The sequence below is a fragment of the Citrobacter portucalensis genome (assembly GCF_002042885.1).
Lineage (GTDB): Bacteria > Pseudomonadota > Gammaproteobacteria > Enterobacterales > Enterobacteriaceae > Citrobacter > Citrobacter portucalensis.
Genome location: NZ_MVFY01000001.1, coordinates 1 through 16,222, shown reverse-complemented (window position 1 = coordinate 16,222; position 16,222 = coordinate 1). Strand labels below are relative to the sequence as shown.

The 16,222-nt window shown below is 49.3% G+C and carries 17 protein-coding genes; 4 read left to right on the top strand and 13 right to left on the bottom strand.

The annotated features are described in order from the left end of the window. Positions 1-29 precede the first annotated feature (29 nt). The 8 genes from BZK40_RS00085 to BZK40_RS00050 form a co-directional block, all read right to left on the bottom strand. Positions 30-1,388, bottom strand: coding sequence for an MFS transporter (locus tag BZK40_RS00085; protein WP_079933912.1), 1,359 nt, complete (start codon positions 1,386-1,388; stop codon positions 30-32). A 140-nt stretch (positions 1,389-1,528) separates the two neighbouring features. After that, complete coding sequence (locus tag BZK40_RS00080; RefSeq protein WP_032943120.1) at positions 1,529-2,287, bottom strand: DeoR/GlpR family DNA-binding transcription regulator; 759 nt, start codon at positions 2,285-2,287, stop codon at positions 1,529-1,531. Positions 2,288-2,423: 136 nt separating this feature from the next. Beyond that, positions 2,424-3,407 carry an NADH-dependent methylglyoxal reductase gene (gene ydjG / locus BZK40_RS00075; protein WP_079933911.1) on the bottom strand — a complete coding sequence of 328 codons (984 nt, stop codon included), beginning with the start codon at positions 3,405-3,407 and terminating at the stop codon, positions 2,424-2,426. A 9-nt stretch (positions 3,408-3,416) separates the two neighbouring features. Next, a complete protein-coding gene (locus BZK40_RS00070) occupies positions 3,417-4,364 on the bottom strand; it encodes a carbohydrate kinase family protein (RefSeq protein WP_079933910.1) in 948 nt (315 codons plus the stop codon). Positions 4,365-4,368: 4 nt separating this feature from the next. Beyond that, entirely contained in the window at positions 4,369-5,205 is an 837-nt protein-coding gene (locus tag BZK40_RS00065) for a ketose-bisphosphate aldolase (RefSeq protein WP_079933909.1), read from the bottom strand. Between the two features lie 24 nt (positions 5,206-5,229). After that, the gene (locus tag BZK40_RS00060) at positions 5,230-6,273 is read right to left on the bottom strand and encodes an NAD(P)-dependent alcohol dehydrogenase (protein WP_079933908.1); all 1,044 of its coding nucleotides are present in this window, start codon (positions 6,271-6,273) and stop codon (positions 5,230-5,232) included. An 18-nt stretch (positions 6,274-6,291) separates the two neighbouring features. Continuing rightward, positions 6,292-7,671: an MFS transporter gene (locus tag BZK40_RS00055; protein WP_048226802.1), complete on the bottom strand. Its 1,380-nt coding sequence runs from the start codon at positions 7,669-7,671 to the stop codon at positions 6,292-6,294. Positions 7,672-7,698: 27 nt separating this feature from the next. Further along, positions 7,699-8,775 (bottom strand): zinc-binding dehydrogenase, encoded by a 1,077-nt coding sequence (locus tag BZK40_RS00050; RefSeq protein WP_048214366.1) that lies wholly within the window; start codon positions 8,773-8,775, stop codon positions 7,699-7,701. Positions 8,776-9,071: 296 nt separating this feature from the next. Between BZK40_RS00050 and chiD the strand changes: the two genes are divergently transcribed. Further along, on the top strand, positions 9,072-10,325 hold the full coding sequence (chiD, locus tag BZK40_RS00045; RefSeq protein ID WP_079933907.1) for a chitinase ChiD: 1,254 nt from the start codon (positions 9,072-9,074) through the stop codon (positions 10,323-10,325). 94 nt (positions 10,326-10,419) lie between these two features. Further along, entirely contained in the window at positions 10,420-10,764 is a 345-nt protein-coding gene (yajD, locus tag BZK40_RS00040; protein ID WP_003832478.1) for an HNH nuclease YajD, read from the top strand. Between the two features lie 45 nt (positions 10,765-10,809). Here yajD and BZK40_RS00035 read toward each other — a convergent pair whose 3' ends face one another. Next, positions 10,810-11,085, bottom strand: coding sequence for a YeaC family protein (locus tag BZK40_RS00035; protein WP_003030693.1), 276 nt, complete (start codon positions 11,083-11,085; stop codon positions 10,810-10,812). Positions 11,086-11,127: 42 nt separating this feature from the next. Next, a complete protein-coding gene (gene msrB / locus BZK40_RS00030) occupies positions 11,128-11,541 on the bottom strand; it encodes a peptide-methionine (R)-S-oxide reductase MsrB (protein WP_003832475.1) in 414 nt (137 codons plus the stop codon). 341 nt (positions 11,542-11,882) lie between these two features. On the opposite strand from msrB, the gene gapA reads away from it, so the two are divergent. Both gapA and BZK40_RS00020 read left to right on the top strand, forming a co-directional pair. Further along, positions 11,883-12,878: a glyceraldehyde-3-phosphate dehydrogenase gene (gene gapA, locus BZK40_RS00025; protein ID WP_003030697.1), complete on the top strand. Its 996-nt coding sequence runs from the start codon at positions 11,883-11,885 to the stop codon at positions 12,876-12,878. A gap of 72 nt (positions 12,879-12,950) precedes the next feature. After that, positions 12,951-13,835 (top strand): D-hexose-6-phosphate mutarotase, encoded by an 885-nt coding sequence (locus BZK40_RS00020; RefSeq protein WP_079933906.1) that lies wholly within the window; start codon positions 12,951-12,953, stop codon positions 13,833-13,835. A gap of 654 nt (positions 13,836-14,489) precedes the next feature. Here BZK40_RS00020 and BZK40_RS00015 read toward each other — a convergent pair. The 3 genes from BZK40_RS00015 to BZK40_RS00005 form a co-directional block, all read right to left on the bottom strand. Further along, positions 14,490-15,344, bottom strand: a complete 855-nt coding sequence (locus BZK40_RS00015) for an aldo/keto reductase (RefSeq protein WP_079933905.1) — start codon at positions 15,342-15,344, stop codon at positions 14,490-14,492. Between the two features lie 178 nt (positions 15,345-15,522). After that, the gene (locus BZK40_RS00010; protein WP_079933904.1) at positions 15,523-15,873 is read right to left on the bottom strand and encodes a hypothetical protein; all 351 of its coding nucleotides are present in this window, start codon (positions 15,871-15,873) and stop codon (positions 15,523-15,525) included. A gap of 10 nt (positions 15,874-15,883) precedes the next feature. Beyond that, complete coding sequence (locus BZK40_RS00005; RefSeq protein WP_071444724.1) at positions 15,884-16,126, bottom strand: hypothetical protein; 243 nt, start codon at positions 16,124-16,126, stop codon at positions 15,884-15,886. Positions 16,127-16,222: the final 96 nt, after the last annotated feature.

Here is a 16,222-nt window from a genome sequence, read left to right as displayed (position 1 = left end):
GACAGGGTCACTCCTGTCGGCGCGTTATCTCAGGCCAGTGCTGAAATCTCTTCCAGCGATACTTTGCGTGTTTCGATGCCAAAACAAAAAAGAATCAGCGCGCATAGCACCAACATTACTCCTAGCACGATAAAGACCGTAACCGATCCATAGCGGGTCAACAAAATAGCGACGCCATAAGGCGTAAACACAGCGACAATCCTCCCCACCGCATTCACAAAACCCGATCCTCTCAATCTAAGATGCGTGGGCCATAGTTCCGGGACATAAACTGCAGAGGCAAAGCAGACATACATATACAGAAAAAAAATCATCACCAGCCCGTAGCTCAGAATTGCCCACTCTTCAGTTTGAAGCGAATAGAAATACCCAAGCAAGGCGATAATAATCAACAAGAATGAGCCAAACAATCGCCGAGGAAAGCGATCGATAATTAACGCGGCAATAAATATCCCAACCGGCGCGCCAATCATAATTATCGCGGTCATAAATATGGATTTCGTTACATCGATTCCCGAATTAACAAATATCGTCGGGATCCATACCGTAATGGTATAGAGCGAAATATTCATTGCAATAAGCACCGTGATCGCCACCAGTGTACAGCGCAACATTGGCCCCTTAAACAAGAGCCAAAATGAACCACTTATCGTGCTTAATTCCGCCGACGAGCATTCGTTCCGGCAGGATGGTAAAGTGATGTTTTTTTCTTTCTCAATTTGCGATTCCACCTGCATAAGATGTTTTTCAGCTTCGCTTCTCTGCCCTTTGCCAGCCAGCCAACGCGGGGATTCAATATAGTATTTTCCCGACAGATACCAAGCCAACAGCATTGCCATGCCGCCGAGCAGAAACATCACCCGCCAGCTTAAAAGTGCAATAATCACGACGCCAATTGCCGCAGATAGCATTGGTGCCCAGTTGCCGACAAATGACAGACGGGCAGACCATTTCCCACGAACCGCGGGTGGAATGAATTCTGTAAATGAGGCATAGCCCACCATAATTAGCGCCCCCATTCCAATCCCCATCAGACAGCGGAAGAAAATAAGCCAGTACATGTTGGGCACAAACGTTGCAGCGCAGGCTGAGGCCCCGACGATTAACAAATTGACGCGGAACGCTTTGCGTCGACCGAGATAATCACCAATAAAGCCACCGGCTAGCGAACCGATAAAGTAACCGAACATCAGCGCTGAGGTAAACGCGGCATTGAGATAATTGTTTGACCAGCCTGTGCTGACTAGTTTTGCTAATACCACATTCCCGGAATAGCTGAGAAAACCAGTTATTAACAAACTAAAACTAATAATTCCAAAAATACGAAAATGAAATCGAGATAAAGGTAAGCGATCTAATCTTGCGCCGATAGGGTCACATTGTTCCATCTGGATGCCTCAAATTCAGCTAAATAGAAAGTATGGCGATCGCGGCAGAAAAATTTTGCCGCGCCATCCATCATCATTAGATTCTTATGGCATTTACCAGGTGCAAACTTAAAATAATATCGACACAACCCTCGTTATAGCTAATAAACGAGTTGAATATTATTCTCTTTGCAAAATGCAATCCACTCTGCACCCGGTGCCTTATTGGTTATTAGGTAATTAATATGGCTAAAGTCCACGAGCTGAACGAAAGCTTTACGGTCAAACTTTGAGTGATCAACTAACAGGGCCACCTCAGTCGCCTGGCGGATCATGGTTTTTTTGATTTCCGCTTCCGCTTCATTAGAATCAAGCGCCCCACTCTGCATATCCAAACCTTTGCAGCTCATCACCATGATATCAACATGATAACGGCTGATAATCTCCTTGGTGATTCTTCCCTGCAGCGACAGCGTATTCTTATTCAACTCACCGCCGGTAGAAACCACGTTAATTTCTGACTGCGCCAACTCATGAAATGCTTCAGCCGAATTGGTAAGCAACGTCAGATCGTTTCTTTCCTTCAACAGCTTTAATAATTCCATCGCGGTACTGCTGGAGTCGGCAGCCATTGTGGTCTTATTTTTAATAAACGGTAATGCATTACGGGCAATAATCTGCTTTTCTTCGAAGAAAGATTTTGCACGCTTATAAAAATGAATATTGTCGGACAACGCGGTGGTATTGAGCACTGCACCGCCATATGTTCGGGTCAAAAAACCTTCATCTTCCAGTTTTTCAAGATCGCGGCGAATCGTTTCCTCAGTCACCTGAAAGATTGAACTTAAATTAGATACCGCCACTTTCTTATCGTTAGCCACCATTTGCTTAATGGCTTGAATCCTGTCTTTTGCCGCCACGATGACACCTCTGTTTCCTGCAAAGTAATAATAAGACCCTAGTATCTCACAGGCTATGTTTATTTTCAAAAGAACATGTCTGAATCACAGATTTCAATACTTTTTTACGCAGAAACAGAGGTCAATTCTATCCGACTTAATTTATATCCAACGCTTCCGCCATTCGCCTCATCAATAATGAATCATCATCTGTCAGGGGAATGGTTAACGCCTCGACGTTCTCGCGAACCTGTTCAGGTGCGGTTGCACCACTCAGTAAGGTGATCAAATCGCTTTGCTTTAAAATCCACGCCAGAGCTAATGCGGGGATTGTGCAGCGGTATTTTTCACACAGTGGCTGCCACTGCTCTAGCATATCAATCACCCGCAGCATATTTTCCCGCTGAAACCAAACCTTGTTAGCCCGTGCGCCGCCAGGAACATGATCTCGGGCGATAGTACCAGTCAACAACCCCTGCTCAAGCGGTGAATATACCTGCACGATGATGCCATTCTGCTGGCATAGCGGCAGCAGATCAGCTTCCAGCGCCCGGTCAAGAATGCTGTACTTGGCCTGGATGATATCCAGCACACCGTGTTTGAGATACTCCCTTATATGCCCGGCATCGACGTTCGCCGCACCAATCGAACGGATTTTTCCCTCTTTTTTCAGTGTGTTCAGCGTGTCTACGGTTTCCGCAATCGGCGTAAAACAGGGTTCAACCGACTGCCAGTGGGTCATATAAATATCAATACTGTCGATACTCAATCTTTGCAGGCTGGCATCAACCTCCTCACGAATCGACTCAGGCGTGAGGTTTTTATACAGCTGGCGATCGCCCACTTTGTTAAACAGGCTGCCTGTTCGCTCCCAGACGATGCCGCATTTAGTTTCAACCACTACCTCGCTGCGCGGTAACTTTTTCAGCGCCTGACCGACTATCACTTCACTGTTGCCAAAGTTGTATCCTGGCGCGGTATCAATCAGATTAATACCGCAGCGATGCGCCTCAACAATGGTATCAATACAAATCTGCAAATCGAGATCGCCATTCCATGCCGGACCGCCGCCAATGGCCCATGTACCTAATCCCATGCGGGAAAGCGTAATATCCGTACTGCCTAAAGGAATCATTTTCATCTGCCGCTATTACCCTTCGTATTCGTCAAGAAGTTGTTCAACCAGCTTTCTATTCTTCACACCCGTCGTCGCACCCACGCTCAGTACCGATATTGCCGCCGTTGCATTAGCAAACAGCGCGCAGTCGCGAAGCGGCTTACCTTCAAGCAGCGCGGAGATAAATCCTGAAGCAAAGTTATCCCCCGCGCCGATGGTGTCGATGGCGGTAATCCCCGACACGGCCGGGACTACCATTTTCATATCGACACGTTTGATAAAGCAGCCTCTTTTGCCGGTCTTAATCACGACGGTTTTCACACCACAATTCAGGAAACTGTCGGCAATCTCATCCAGCGTATCTTTCCCGGTGAGCAGTTTTGCCTCTTCAAAATTGGGAAACAGATAATCCACGTAGCTCAGCGCTTCACGGATGTCGTCCAGCGTTTCGTTAAGCCGTGGTTTAATCATGTCGGCGCAGATAATTAATCCATGCACTTTGGCCTGAGTGAAAATATCCGTTAACGCCTGGCCATCAAGCAGCGGACTATTAAAAATACTCGCCAGCGACAGCAGCTTTGCCTGCGAGAATCGGTCAAAATCAACATCGTTTATATTCAGTTTCCATAAACTGCCGTTACGGTTAGTCACAAAGGTGCGTTCACCATCAGCGGTGACTAAACCTACGTTAATGGAAGTATCAATATCAGCATCCTGCTTCAGGCTTTTAATATCAATATTCTCCCGATGGCAGTGGTCGACAATAAAATAACCGGCTGCATCATTACCTATCCGACTCATTAACGCCGTGCGATGGCCAAGGCGAGAAATAATCGTCGCCTCATTAATAGCGTCACCTCCCGTGGTCATTGCTATTCGTTCTAATGGATAAGAGTCAACATCAAAGATATTTTTACTCACTGGTTGCAAGGGAATATCAACAATTGCCGCCCCTAAACAAATAACCTCGATATTATCCATATTGTCATTCCGCTTTACCGTCAGAGTCAAACAGTTTGATTTTCTCCAGCGCGCGCTCTTTTACCGCTTTGCGAACTTCACGCTCAACGTGCAGGAACGGCTGATTCTGGTTCTCCTGCACCGCCGCCATTGCCGCCTGGCACAGTTCGGTATGAATATTGATTTTCGAAATACCTAATGAAATGGCTTTTTTGATATCCGCATCGCTAATGCCGGACGCGCCGTGCAGCACCAGCGGAACGGATACCGCCTCGCGCACGCGTTTGACCACATCGAAATTCAGTTTCGGCTCAGAGGTATAAACGCCGTGCTGGTTACCAATCGCCACCGCCAGAGAATCGCAGCCGGTACGCTCGACAAATTCCGCCGCCTGGCTCGGGTCGGTATAGTGATAGCCCGCCAGCGCTTCTTCATAAACCGTTTCATTCCCCACGTGGCCCAGCTCCGCCTCAACCGGAATACCCAACGGATGGAAGAAGTCCACCGCCTCTTTAGTCAGGCGAATATTCTCTTCGAAATCAAAAGCGGAGGCATCGCGCATTAGTGAATTCATGCCGTGAGTCCAGGCGTTATGGATAATTTCCATACTGCGCCCGTGGTCCCAATGGGTAATAACCGGCACTGAGGCTTTTTTCGCCATCGAAACCATCATATGCGAAAAATCTTCAAACGATGTATTACCCACAAAGCCGGTGCCGAATGAAATAATTACCGGCGATTTAGACTCTTCCGCCGCATCCATCACCCCCATTAACATTTCCGCATTCCACACGTTAAAGTGGGCAATCGCATAATGTTTATTCTGGGCATCATTTTCCCAATATTTAATATCTGCCAGCATGGTTGTCTCTCCCTTTTCAATAAATTAATGGTTAACTTTAATAACACCTTTGATAATTTCGCATTTGTTGTTAACTGACTCATCAAACGCGCGCTGAACATCTTCATAATCATAAATATGCGTCACCATCGACTTGACATCGAAACGCCCGGAGGAAATGGCTTCAATAGTGACCGGATAGCGGTTGGCGTAGCGGAAAACGGTCTGAATGGAGACTTCACGGTTAATTTTGAGGAAATTAATCGCCGAATCACCGGGAACCGTCCCAACGATCATGATTTTCCCGCCGCGCATCACCAGGTACGGAGCCTGCTTAACGGTGATCGCCGAGCCGGCAGTTTCAAAAACAATGTCAGCTCCCATATCGCCGGAGAACTGCTGACAGCGGGCAACGGTGTCCTCTTTCGCTCCGTTGATCACCGTCGTCGCACCAAGCTGCTCGGCCATGGCCAGACGTTTTTCCAGAACATCAACAACGGCGATGTCGGTAGCCCCCAAACATTTACAGGCTTGCAGGGTCATTAAACCAATACAGCCCGCCCCCAGAATGACGATTTTCTTGCCCGGTTTAACGTCTGCCAGCATTGCGGCATGCATCCCTACCGCCGCAGGCTCTACCAGCGCGCCTTCCATGGTGCCCATGTTATCGGGCAGCTTGTAAGTGAAGCTCTCCGGATGGCACAGATAGTGGGTTAGCGCGCCGCGATAATTAGGCTGCGTGGCCATAAAGTCGACATCAGGACAGATGTTGTATTTGCCCTCCAGACAGTAGCGGCAGTGACCGCACGGCACGCCGGGTTCAATGTTCACCCGGTCGCCCGGTTTAAATTTACTGACGCGATTTCCTACCGCCACCACCGTACCGGCACATTCATGTCCGAGGCCAATTTCCTGGTTTGGGTCTTTTGGCGGAATAAAGGGACCTGATTCGAAACCGTGAACATCTGAACCGCAAATACCTACGTATTCAATTTTGATCAGTACTTCATGCTCTTTGGGTACCGGGATATCGGCGGCAATAATTTTCATCGTGCCCGGTGTTTTTAATATCGCTTTTGAATTTTTCATTTTATTTCCCCATCAATATTATTTGCTGGTAACTGCATCAATACCGAGACTTTCGACAGAGACGCCTTTGGTTTCAATTCCGATGGTAGCAATGGCGACAGCGACAATAATGGAGACCGCACCCAGCAGGACAAACACCCCCGTTACGCCATAACCGTTAAGCAATACCGCGACCGCATAAGGCGCGGCGATACCGCTGATACGCCCTACCGCATTCGCCAGACCAGAACCGCGAAGTTTTGCTTCGGTCGGCCATATTTCCGGAACATAGACTGCCGAGGCGTAGCAAACGTACATATAGACAAAAGTAATCAGGAAGAAACCAATTAGCGTAATCAGCAGCATGCTGGTTTGCAGTGAATAGATATATCCCAGCACGGCGATTAATACTAATAAGCCCACCCCCATGGTCTTTCTGTGAATTTTATCCATCACCAGCATGGCGATAAAAATCCCAAACGGCGCACCGAACATGCTCATGGTATTTAAGACAATCGAGTCTTTCAGGTTAATCCCCTGAGTCATAAATATGGTCGGCAGCCAGTTAATTAAGGTGTACTGCACAACGTTCATGGCAATCAGGACAAAGGAACCTAAAATAACGCGCTTCAGTAACACACCCGTTAATAAGGCCGAATAAGGAACCGTGCGCGGGGCTTTGCCGTCATCTTCAATTACCACAGGCGGCAGCGGCTTGCCGGTCTGCTGAACAACCCCTTCTTCAATGGCCCGCATCACCTTTTCAGCTTCGGCGTAGCGTCCGCGGGATTCCAGCCAGCGGGGCGACTCCGGGAAACTACGCCAGGCAATGACGGTCGCCACCAGCGACAGTACGGCCGGGATCAGCAACTGCACGCGCCAGTTCCATTCGGCGCTGATTAACGGCGTCAATCCCATCGCGATCAGCGAACAGAGCGGATAAGACCAGTTACCGATAAACGAGACCCGGCTTGACCAGGTGCCGCGATTCCTGCCGGGCATATATTCGGTGAACCCGGCAAACAGAGTCACCAGCAGCGCGCCTAATCCAACCCCCATGACAAAACGGCAGGCGATCAGGAAGGTCATATTCGGTGAGAATGCCCCAATGACCATGGCAATAATATGAATCGCTTCATACAGGATAAACGCATTTTTACGCCCGATTTTATCGCCTATGATTCCGCCGCCGAGCGCGCCGAGAAACATTCCCGCCGTCGTAATGGCGGAAAACGTGGCGGTGGTGGAATTATCGGTCCAGCCAAGTTCTTTTAACTGCGCGAGAATTAATCCGCCGACGGCATTACTCCAGCAGACCAGTAATCCAAAGGCGACCATGGCAAACATCGATGAGTGCCAGCGACAGTCAGGCAGCCTGTCCAGCCTGGCGCCGCAGTGCGGTTTTGCTATCTGTTCCATCCGGGAACCTTCCTTTAATAAATGGGATTATTCATCAAAGTCATAGGTCATAATGACCTTAATCGCGGTTTTATCGACCATGGCGTCAAACCCTTCGCGCCATTGCGACAAGCCGATACGGTGAGTAATCATCGGTTTAACTTTGATCGCGCCGCTGGCCAGCAGGCGTATAGCGTTGCGCCAGGATGTGGAATCGTAGGCCATATGGCCAATGATGCTTTTATTCCACGCGGTGATGTCGTTGATGGAGAAATCGAGAGGTTTAAAGCCCATACCGACGCGAACGACTTCACCATTCGGGCGCAGCATTTCGATTGATTGTTTAAGGGCGATATTGGCACCAGAGCATTCGATGACCAGCCCCAGATTGTCTTTACCGCAGATTTCCTGGCAGCGTGCAACCACATCTTCGGTCGAACCGTTAACGACAGCTGTCGCGCCCAGCTCTTTGGCGATCGGGAAGCGTACGGCAACATCCTCTTCCAGCCCGACCATCACAATATTAACGGCCCCCATAATGCGCGCCATTTGAACAGAAAAGAGTCCTAACGGACCGGTACCAAAGACCACCACATCCTGGCCAGGAAGAAATTTGGATTGCTGAGCGATAGATTTGTAGGCATTGCAGATAGGATCCAGTACAGCCGCCTCTTCATAATCTACCCCTGCCGGGATTTCCCACAGAGCATGGCGGTGAATTTTGAGGATTTCCCCAGGGACCAGACAATATTTAGAAAACCCACCGCCCCAAGTATTGTTGTCCAGACCTAAATTCACCTTTTCTGTACAACAAAGAAAATCGCCCTGTTCACAGGCCGGACAAACGCCGCAAACGTGCCCGCTGTTGTCAGACACAACTCGCTGTCCCACCTTCCAGTCCTTAACCTTGTCGCCAACCTGCACAATTTGACCCGCAAATTCATGACCACGAATCGAATTAAACTGCTCAGATCCACTGTCGACATTGTAGTGTTTCATGTCAGCACCGCAGATAGCAGCAGCCTTAATTTCAATCACAACGTCATCCGGACCACATACCGGTTCCGGAACATCAATCATCTTGTAGCCGCCAAAGGCCTTGCCAAATCTCGCCAGTGCTTTCATGGAATTTTCCTTTGTGTTTAGTTTTGCATCAGTGACCATCATACTTATCCATATAATTTTTGAGGTCAACACCAAATCTTTAAAACACAGATTTTGATCTGTATTTCACAACCAAGATCACAAATAAATGCAAAGATGAAGTGAAACCCAAGTGAACGTGGCTGCCGCTTCGCTAAAATGGCGTGAACCCCTTCGCATTTTTCCTGTTATGAAACTGTTAACCTGCGGGTGCTGTTTTTTTCGCCACGCCATTTCCGTGGCGTGTTTGCTTGTTTAAATGTCAAAGAGGAACACCGATGAAACTATTGCCTTTGTTGGCAGCATTACCCCTGCTCTGCGCCAGCGTTGTTTCCGCCAGTTCACTGATGTCAGTTGGCTACTTTAATGGTGGCGGCGACGTCACTGCCGGTCCCGGTGGCGACATCAATAAACTGGATGTTCGCCAGATAACCCATCTCAACTATTCGTTTGGCCTTGTCTACAACAACGAAAAAGACGAGACCAATGACGCCTTAAAAGACGCCAGCAAACTGCATCAGATTTGGCTTTCACAGAAAGTGCAGGATGATTTGCTGAAAATTCCACAGCTGCGTAAACAAAATCCAAACCTGAAAGTTTTGCTTTCCGTCGGCGGCTGGGGAGCGCGTGGATTCTCTGGCGCGGCAGCAACGAAGGAAACACGCGCAGTGTTTATTCAGTCTGCGCAGGAGATAATTGCGAAATATGGTCTGGATGGCATCGATCTCGACTGGGAATATCCGGTTAACGGCGCCTGGGGACTGGTTGAAAGCCAACCGGCTGACCGCGCTAACTTCACCGCGCTGTTAACAGGGCTGCGTGCCGCATTGGGGCATAAAAAACTGCTGACCATCGCCGTGGGCGCGAATGCGGAAAGTCCGAAAAGCTGGGTGGATGTAAAAGCCATTGCACCATCGCTCGACTACATCAACCTGATGACCTATGACATGGCTTACGGCACCCAATATTTCAACTCGAACCTGTACGATTCGACGCAATGGCCAACGGTCGCCGCGGCGGATAAGTACAGCGCCGATTTTGTGGTCAATAACTATCTCGCAGCCGGTCTGAAACCGAGTCAAATGAATCTGGGCATTGGCTTTTATGGACGTGTACCAAAACGCGCCGTTGAGCCAGGTATTGACTGGAGCAAACCTGACGCGCAGAAAAACCCGGCTACCCAGCCCTATTTCGAGTCAGCTCAAATTGAGTTGTTCAAATCACTGGGCGTCGACCTGAGCAAAGACACCTACGTGAAGTACAACGATATCGTGGCGAAGTTGATCAACGATCCGCAAAAACGCTTTAGTCAACATTGGGATGATGAAGCGAAAGTGCCGTGGCTGTCGGTACAGTCTGCGGATGGAAAAAAACTCTTTGCCCTCTCCTATGAAAACCCGCGTTCGGTGGCGATCAAAGCCGACTACATCAAAAGCAAAGGGTTGGCAGGCGCCATGTTCTGGGAGTACGGCGCAGATGACAATAATCAGTTGGCGAAGCAGTTAGCCGATTCGTTAGGCATCAAACACTGATCCCAACGCCTGACACAATAGGTTATGATTAGCGCATTCTGCTGCGCCAGCTTTTGGCGCAGCTCTTCATTTTCTACTGGAGGCATGCGCTTTTATGGCTTTTATCCCTAAAAATTACGCCCGTCTGGAAGTCGGTTACCGGGAAAAGGCGCTTAAACTCTTTCCCTGGGTCTGCGGACGCTGTTCCCGTGAGTTCGTGTATTCAAATTTGCGCGAGTTGACGGTACACCATATCGATCACGATCACTCGAATAACCCGGAAGATGGTAGCAACTGGGAAATGTTGTGCCTGTACTGCCACGATCACGAGCATTCCAAATATACGGAAGCGGACCAGTATGGTTCAACGGTGGTTGCAGGAGAAGATGCGCAAAAGGCCGTGGGCGAAGCGAAATACAACCCGTTCGCCGATCTGAAGGCGATGATGAACAAGAAATAATATCAACTGACGGGCCCGACATCGATGTCTGCCGGGCCTGGGTAATCAGGATTTAAACGTCGCAATCGGTTCTGGAGTAATACCAAACTCAACCTTCAACTGCTGCTTGCTCTTCATCACCATCTCACCGTTGGTATCAATCGTCATATGCTGCGCGTCAATATTGTTTCGCGCCTGCCATAACATCACCAGCTGTAAGCTATTCTCTTTTTGTTCTGCCGTTAGCGCTACGCCATCCGGCCATTTTCCGAGTTCAACGGCAGTCGATAAGCGCTGATAAACTTCCGGCGTCATGCTGTTGATCATCTCATCAAGATTCATGTTAAAACCACTCTCCGTAGAATAATTTGCTGAATCGTTTCTTCAACCCTTAGTTTGCTCACCGTTTTCACCATCGGTGAAGTTCAAAGACGCTGAGTTAACGCAGTACCGTTCACCGGTAGGTTTCGGACCATCCGGGAAGACGTGTCCCAGGTGTGCATCACAGTTTCCGCAGCGGATTTCAATGCGCTGCATGCCGTGTGACGTATCTTTTATGTAACGGATAGCCTCATCGCTGACAGGCTCGTAAAAGCTGGGCCAGCCGCAGCCTGAGTCATATTTTGTCTCGGAACGAAATAGCGGATTGTCGCAGATCAAACAGTGGTAGATGCCGTCACGTTTGTTATGCAGCAAACGTCCGGTAAATGGCGGTTCTGTCCCGTGATTCTGCGTTACGTAGAACTGCATTTCGGTTAAATTTTTTTTCAGTTCTTCTGGAGAAGGTTGATTAGCCATTTGCTCACATCTCGCTTTATCTAAACTCACATCGCGAGACAGATTCTAACAAAACATTAACACCGGAGTGCGAACTTTTGTTCTAAACTTGATCCTTGCGAAATGGCAGCCTGCAATTCGTGATCAGAATCACGTTTTTATCTTGATTGCCCTTTAAAATTCGGGCCGCCGACCCCATGTGGTTTCAAGCCCAAAGGAAGAGTGAGGCGAGTCAGTTGCGCAAAGCTTAGGCAGCAGATTGATTTGTCGCAATGATTGACACGATTCCGCTTGACGCTGCGTAAGGTTTTTGTAATTTTACAGGCAACCTTTTATTCACTAACAAATAGCTGGTGGAATATATGACTATCAAAGTAGGTATCAACGGTTTTGGCCGTATCGGTCGCATTGTTTTCCGTGCTGCTCAAGAACGCTCTGACATCGAGATCGTTGCAATCAACGACCTGTTAGACGCTGACTACATGGCTTACATGCTGAAATATGACTCCACTCACGGCCGTTTCAACGGTACCGTTGAAGTGAAAGACGGTCATCTGATCGTAAACGGTAAAAAAATCCGTGTTACCGCTGAACGTGATCCGGCTAACCTGAAATGGGACGAAGTTGGTGTTGACGTAGTAGCTGAAGCTACTGGCCTGTTCCTGACAGATGAAACCGCTCGTAAGCACATCACTGCTGGCGCGAAAAAAGTGGTTCTGACTGGTCCGTCCAAAGATAACACTCCGATGTTTGTTAAAGGCGCTAACTTTGACAAATACGAAGGTCAGGACATCGTTTCTAACGCTTCCTGCACCACTAACTGCCTGGCTCCGCTGGCTAAAGTTATCAACGACAACTTCGGCATCATCGAAGGTCTGATGACTACTGTTCACGCGACCACCGCTACTCAGAAAACCGTTGATGGCCCGTCTCACAAAGACTGGCGCGGCGGCCGCGGCGCATCCCAGAACATCATCCCGTCCTCTACCGGTGCAGCTAAAGCTGTAGGTAAAGTACTGCCAGAACTGAACGGCAAACTGACTGGTATGGCGTTCCGCGTTCCTACCCCGAACGTATCCGTTGTTGACCTGACCGTTCGTCTGGAAAAAGCTGCTTCTTACGAAGAAATTAAGAAAGCAATCAAAGCTGCTTCCGAAGGCCCGATGAAAGGCGTTCTGGGTTACACCGAAGACGACGTAGTATCTACCGATTTCAACGGTGAAGTTTGCACTTCCGTGTTCGATGCTAAAGCTGGTATCGCACTGAACGACAACTTCGTGAAACTGGTATCCTGGTACGACAACGAAACCGGCTACTCCAACAAAGTTCTGGACCTGATTGCTCACATCTCCAAATAAGTTGAGATGAAACAGTAATCTGTAAGAGCGACTCAGGTCGCTCTTTTTTTTGCCTGAAGAAAGGATTGCGTAATGATTAATAAAATTTTTGCACTTCCGGTAATCGAACAAATTACCCCTGTCCTCTCCCGCCGTCAGCTTGATGAGCTTGAGGTTCTTGTTGTCGATCACCCACAGGTTAAAGCTTCTTTCGCGCTGCAGGGCGCACATCTTCTTTCCTGGAAACCAAATGGTGAAGAGGAAGTCCTGTGGTTAAGTAATAATACCCCGTTTAAAACCGGCGTAGCGCTGCGTGGCGGCGTACCAATTTGCTGGCCGTGGTTTGGTCCGGCTGCTAAGCAGGGCCTGCCTTCGCATGGTTTTGCCCGCAACCTGCCATGGACGCTGAAAGCGCACAACGAAGACGACAATGGCGTGGTGCTGACGTTTGAACTGCAGAGCAACACTGAAACGCGTCAGCTTTGGCCACACGAGTTTTGCCTGCTTGCCCGCTTCAAAGTGGGAGCCACCTGTGAAATGGAGCTGGAAGCTCATGGTGAGTTTGAAACCACCTCGGCACTGCATACCTATTTCAACGTTGGTGATATTGCGGCAGTGAAAGTCAGTGGTCTTGGCGATCGCCTGATCGATAAAGTGAATGATGCTAAAGAAGATGTGCTGGCTGATGGTATCCAGACCTTCCCGGACCGCACCGATCGCGTTTATCTGAATCCGGAAGCGTGCAGCGTGATTCATGATGATGCGTTGAATCGCAATATAGATGTTGTCCACCACCACCATCTGAATGTCGTGGGCTGGAATCCTGGCCCGGCGCTGTCCGTCAGCATGGGCGACATGCCGGATGATGGCTACAAAACGTTTGTTTGTGTAGAAACGGCTTACGCGACCGCTCCGCAGAAAACCACAGAAGAAAAACCATCTCGCCTCGCGCAAACTATTCGTGTAGCTAAACGCTAACACAGCTCTGCGCACCATGCCGGATGCGGCTAACGCCTTATCCGGCCTACAAACTACACGCAGCCGCAGATCTGATAAGCACAGCGCGTCAGGCAGTTCTGCGCACCGTGCCGGATGCGGCTGACGCCTTATCCGGCCGACAAACTACACGCAGCCGTAGGTCTGATAAGCACAGCGCCCTCAGGCAGTTCCACGCACCATGCCGGATGCGGCTAACGCCTTATCCGGCCGACAAACTACATACAGCCGTAGGCCTGATAAGCTCAGCGCATCAGGCAGTTCCGCGCACCATGCCGGATGCGGCTGACGCCTTATCCGGCCTACAAACTACACGCAGCCGCAGGCCTGATAAGCTCAGCGCATCAGGCAGTTCCGCGCACCGTGCCGGATGCGGCTGACGCCTTATCCGGCCTACAAACTACACGCAGCCGCAGGCCTGATAAGCACAGCGCCATCAGGCAGTTCCGCGCACCGTGCCTGGATGCTGCCAACGCCTTATCCGGCCTACAAACTACACGCCGCCGTAGGCCTGATAAGCACAGCGCATCAGGCAGTTCCGCGCACCGTGCCGGATGCGGCTAATGCCTCATCCGGCCTACAAACTACATACAGCCGTAGGCCTGATAAGCTGCGGGAACATCGGCATTTGGCAAATCAGGCCATATCCAGCGCGGTTTTACCTTTGGGCGCCGGATACGCCTTATCTAACTGCTTCAACTCATCTACAGAGAGCGTTATCTCCAGCGCGGCGGCATTTTGTTCGACATGCGCTACGCTTGCGGCTTTCGGGATGGCTATTACACCCGACTGACGAATCACCCACGCCAGCAAAATCTGCGCAGCGCTAACATTGTGCGCGCGCGCGATGTCACTCACCACAGAGTTAGAAAGCAAATCGCCACGCAGTCGTCCCGCCTGGGCCAACGGACTGTAAGCCATGACCGGCATCTGCTGCTGCTGGCACCGCGGCAGTAAATCATATTCAATCCCGCGCGAGGCTAAATGATAAAGCACCTGGTTAGTCGCACACTCTCGTCCACCGGGTACCTGCCATAACGCCTGCATATCATCATAATCGAGATTTGAGACGCCCCAACGGCGGATTTTCCCCTGCGCAATCAGTGTTTCCATGGCATCGATGGTCTCTGCAAATGAAAAATCGCCCATCCAGTGCAGCAAATAGAGATCCAGATAATCAGTTTTCAGTCGACGCAGACTAGCTTCGCAGGCGGCAATGGCTTTCTGTCCACCGGCATTCCATGGGTAAACTTTCGAGACTAAAAAAGCGCTATCACGCCGTCCCGTTAATGCTTCACCCACCACCTCTTCCGCTGCACCATCAGCGTACATTTCTGCGGTATCAATCAATCGCAGGCCGAGATCCAGTCCGGCCTGCAGCGCAGACACTTCATCCCGGCGTCGGCTTGGATCCTCGCCCATGTACCATGTTCCCTGCCCAATAGCAGGAAGCGATACCTGGTTTGTAAACGTCACCTGTTTCGCTGTCATCGCACCCTCCTGTGTTAATGCACCACAGTAAAGCAAAACAACGTGCATGTGTCCTGTTAGGGTGCACAAATTGCACCATCATGGATTGGAAACCGATCGTTAAGGCGAGCGAAATAAAAAGCCCGGGAACAGCAGATGTTCCCGGGCCGAAAAATAAAAAATCTTATCTACGAAGTGGTTATTTCAACCGACCTAAATATTTCCCCTCTTTCATAGCGTTGATTTTTCCGTTTTTATAGACGATAACGGAAATCAAACCTGCGCTATAAGACTGAGCTTCTGCACTATTCTCATCATTTGCCGCAGGTTTGCCATTAATATAAGCAATGCCATCAGCACCACGTTTAAAGTCCACTCCAAGTTTATTCGCATGCACGGGCGTGATTTTACTGGCGTGTACCGGGGCATTCGTGTCACTGACCATGGTTTTATGTTCATGCTGTAACTGTTGACGATAAGCCTCACTGATGGCATACGCAGGCGCAGCAGAGAAAGCCACCAACGCAGCGATAATAATTAATTTCTTCATTAGTTAAACCTTAATATTTATCGTGTTTGTGGTGGTGACTGGAATTTGTATCATTTGTGCCATACAAGTTTTGCGCGTTTTCCATAGCCTGTTTTTCAGCGGCAGCATTGATTGTCGCCTGACGGTTTTGCTCCGCAACATAACAGGCATCACGGCTCACACCCTTGCTTTCGCAAGCATTCATGCGTGAAGCCTCGGTGGAACAACCAGCCAGAATCCCGCCCATCACAGCTATCATGATTAACTTTTTCATTATATATACCAGGTTTATTCTCAAAAAACCCACATGACGAATTATATTTAATGCCATGAAGAGTTGCTGTCGATACTTTAAAGTTTAATTAATATC

What these genes read in the sequence shown, in the direction of transcription:
- BZK40_RS00085 (WP_079933912.1), bottom strand. Translation starts at nt 1,388, where the DNA reads ATGGAACAATGTGACCCTATCGGCGCAAGATTAGATCGCTTACCTTTA.
- ydjG (WP_079933911.1), bottom strand. Translation starts at nt 3,407, where the DNA reads ATGAAAATGATTCCTTTAGGCAGTACGGATATTACGCTTTCCCGCATG.
- BZK40_RS00070 (WP_079933910.1), bottom strand. Translation starts at nt 4,364, where the DNA reads ATGGATAATATCGAGGTTATTTGTTTAGGGGCGGCAATTGTTGATATT.
- BZK40_RS00065 (WP_079933909.1), bottom strand. Translation starts at nt 5,205, where the DNA reads ATGCTGGCAGATATTAAATATTGGGAAAATGATGCCCAGAATAAACAT.
- BZK40_RS00060 (WP_079933908.1), bottom strand. Translation starts at nt 6,273, where the DNA reads ATGAAAAATTCAAAAGCGATATTAAAAACACCGGGCACGATGAAAATT.
- BZK40_RS00055 (WP_048226802.1), bottom strand. Translation starts at nt 7,671, where the DNA reads ATGGAACAGATAGCAAAACCGCACTGCGGCGCCAGGCTGGACAGGCTG.
- BZK40_RS00050 (WP_048214366.1), bottom strand. Translation starts at nt 8,775, where the DNA reads ATGAAAGCACTGGCGAGATTTGGCAAGGCCTTTGGCGGCTACAAGATG.
- chiD (WP_079933907.1), top strand. Translation starts at nt 9,072, where the DNA reads ATGAAACTATTGCCTTTGTTGGCAGCATTACCCCTGCTCTGCGCCAGC.
- yajD (WP_003832478.1), top strand. Translation starts at nt 10,420, where the DNA reads ATGGCTTTTATCCCTAAAAATTACGCCCGTCTGGAAGTCGGTTACCGG.
- BZK40_RS00035 (WP_003030693.1), bottom strand. Translation starts at nt 11,085, where the DNA reads ATGAATCTTGATGAGATGATCAACAGCATGACGCCGGAAGTTTATCAG.
- msrB (WP_003832475.1), bottom strand. Translation starts at nt 11,541, where the DNA reads ATGGCTAATCAACCTTCTCCAGAAGAACTGAAAAAAAATTTAACCGAA.
- gapA (WP_003030697.1), top strand. Translation starts at nt 11,883, where the DNA reads ATGACTATCAAAGTAGGTATCAACGGTTTTGGCCGTATCGGTCGCATT.
- BZK40_RS00020 (WP_079933906.1), top strand. Translation starts at nt 12,951, where the DNA reads ATGATTAATAAAATTTTTGCACTTCCGGTAATCGAACAAATTACCCCT.
- BZK40_RS00015 (WP_079933905.1), bottom strand. Translation starts at nt 15,344, where the DNA reads ATGACAGCGAAACAGGTGACGTTTACAAACCAGGTATCGCTTCCTGCT.
- BZK40_RS00010 (WP_079933904.1), bottom strand. Translation starts at nt 15,873, where the DNA reads ATGAAGAAATTAATTATTATCGCTGCGTTGGTGGCTTTCTCTGCTGCG.
- BZK40_RS00005 (WP_071444724.1), bottom strand. Translation starts at nt 16,126, where the DNA reads ATGAAAAAGTTAATCATGATAGCTGTGATGGGCGGGATTCTGGCTGGT.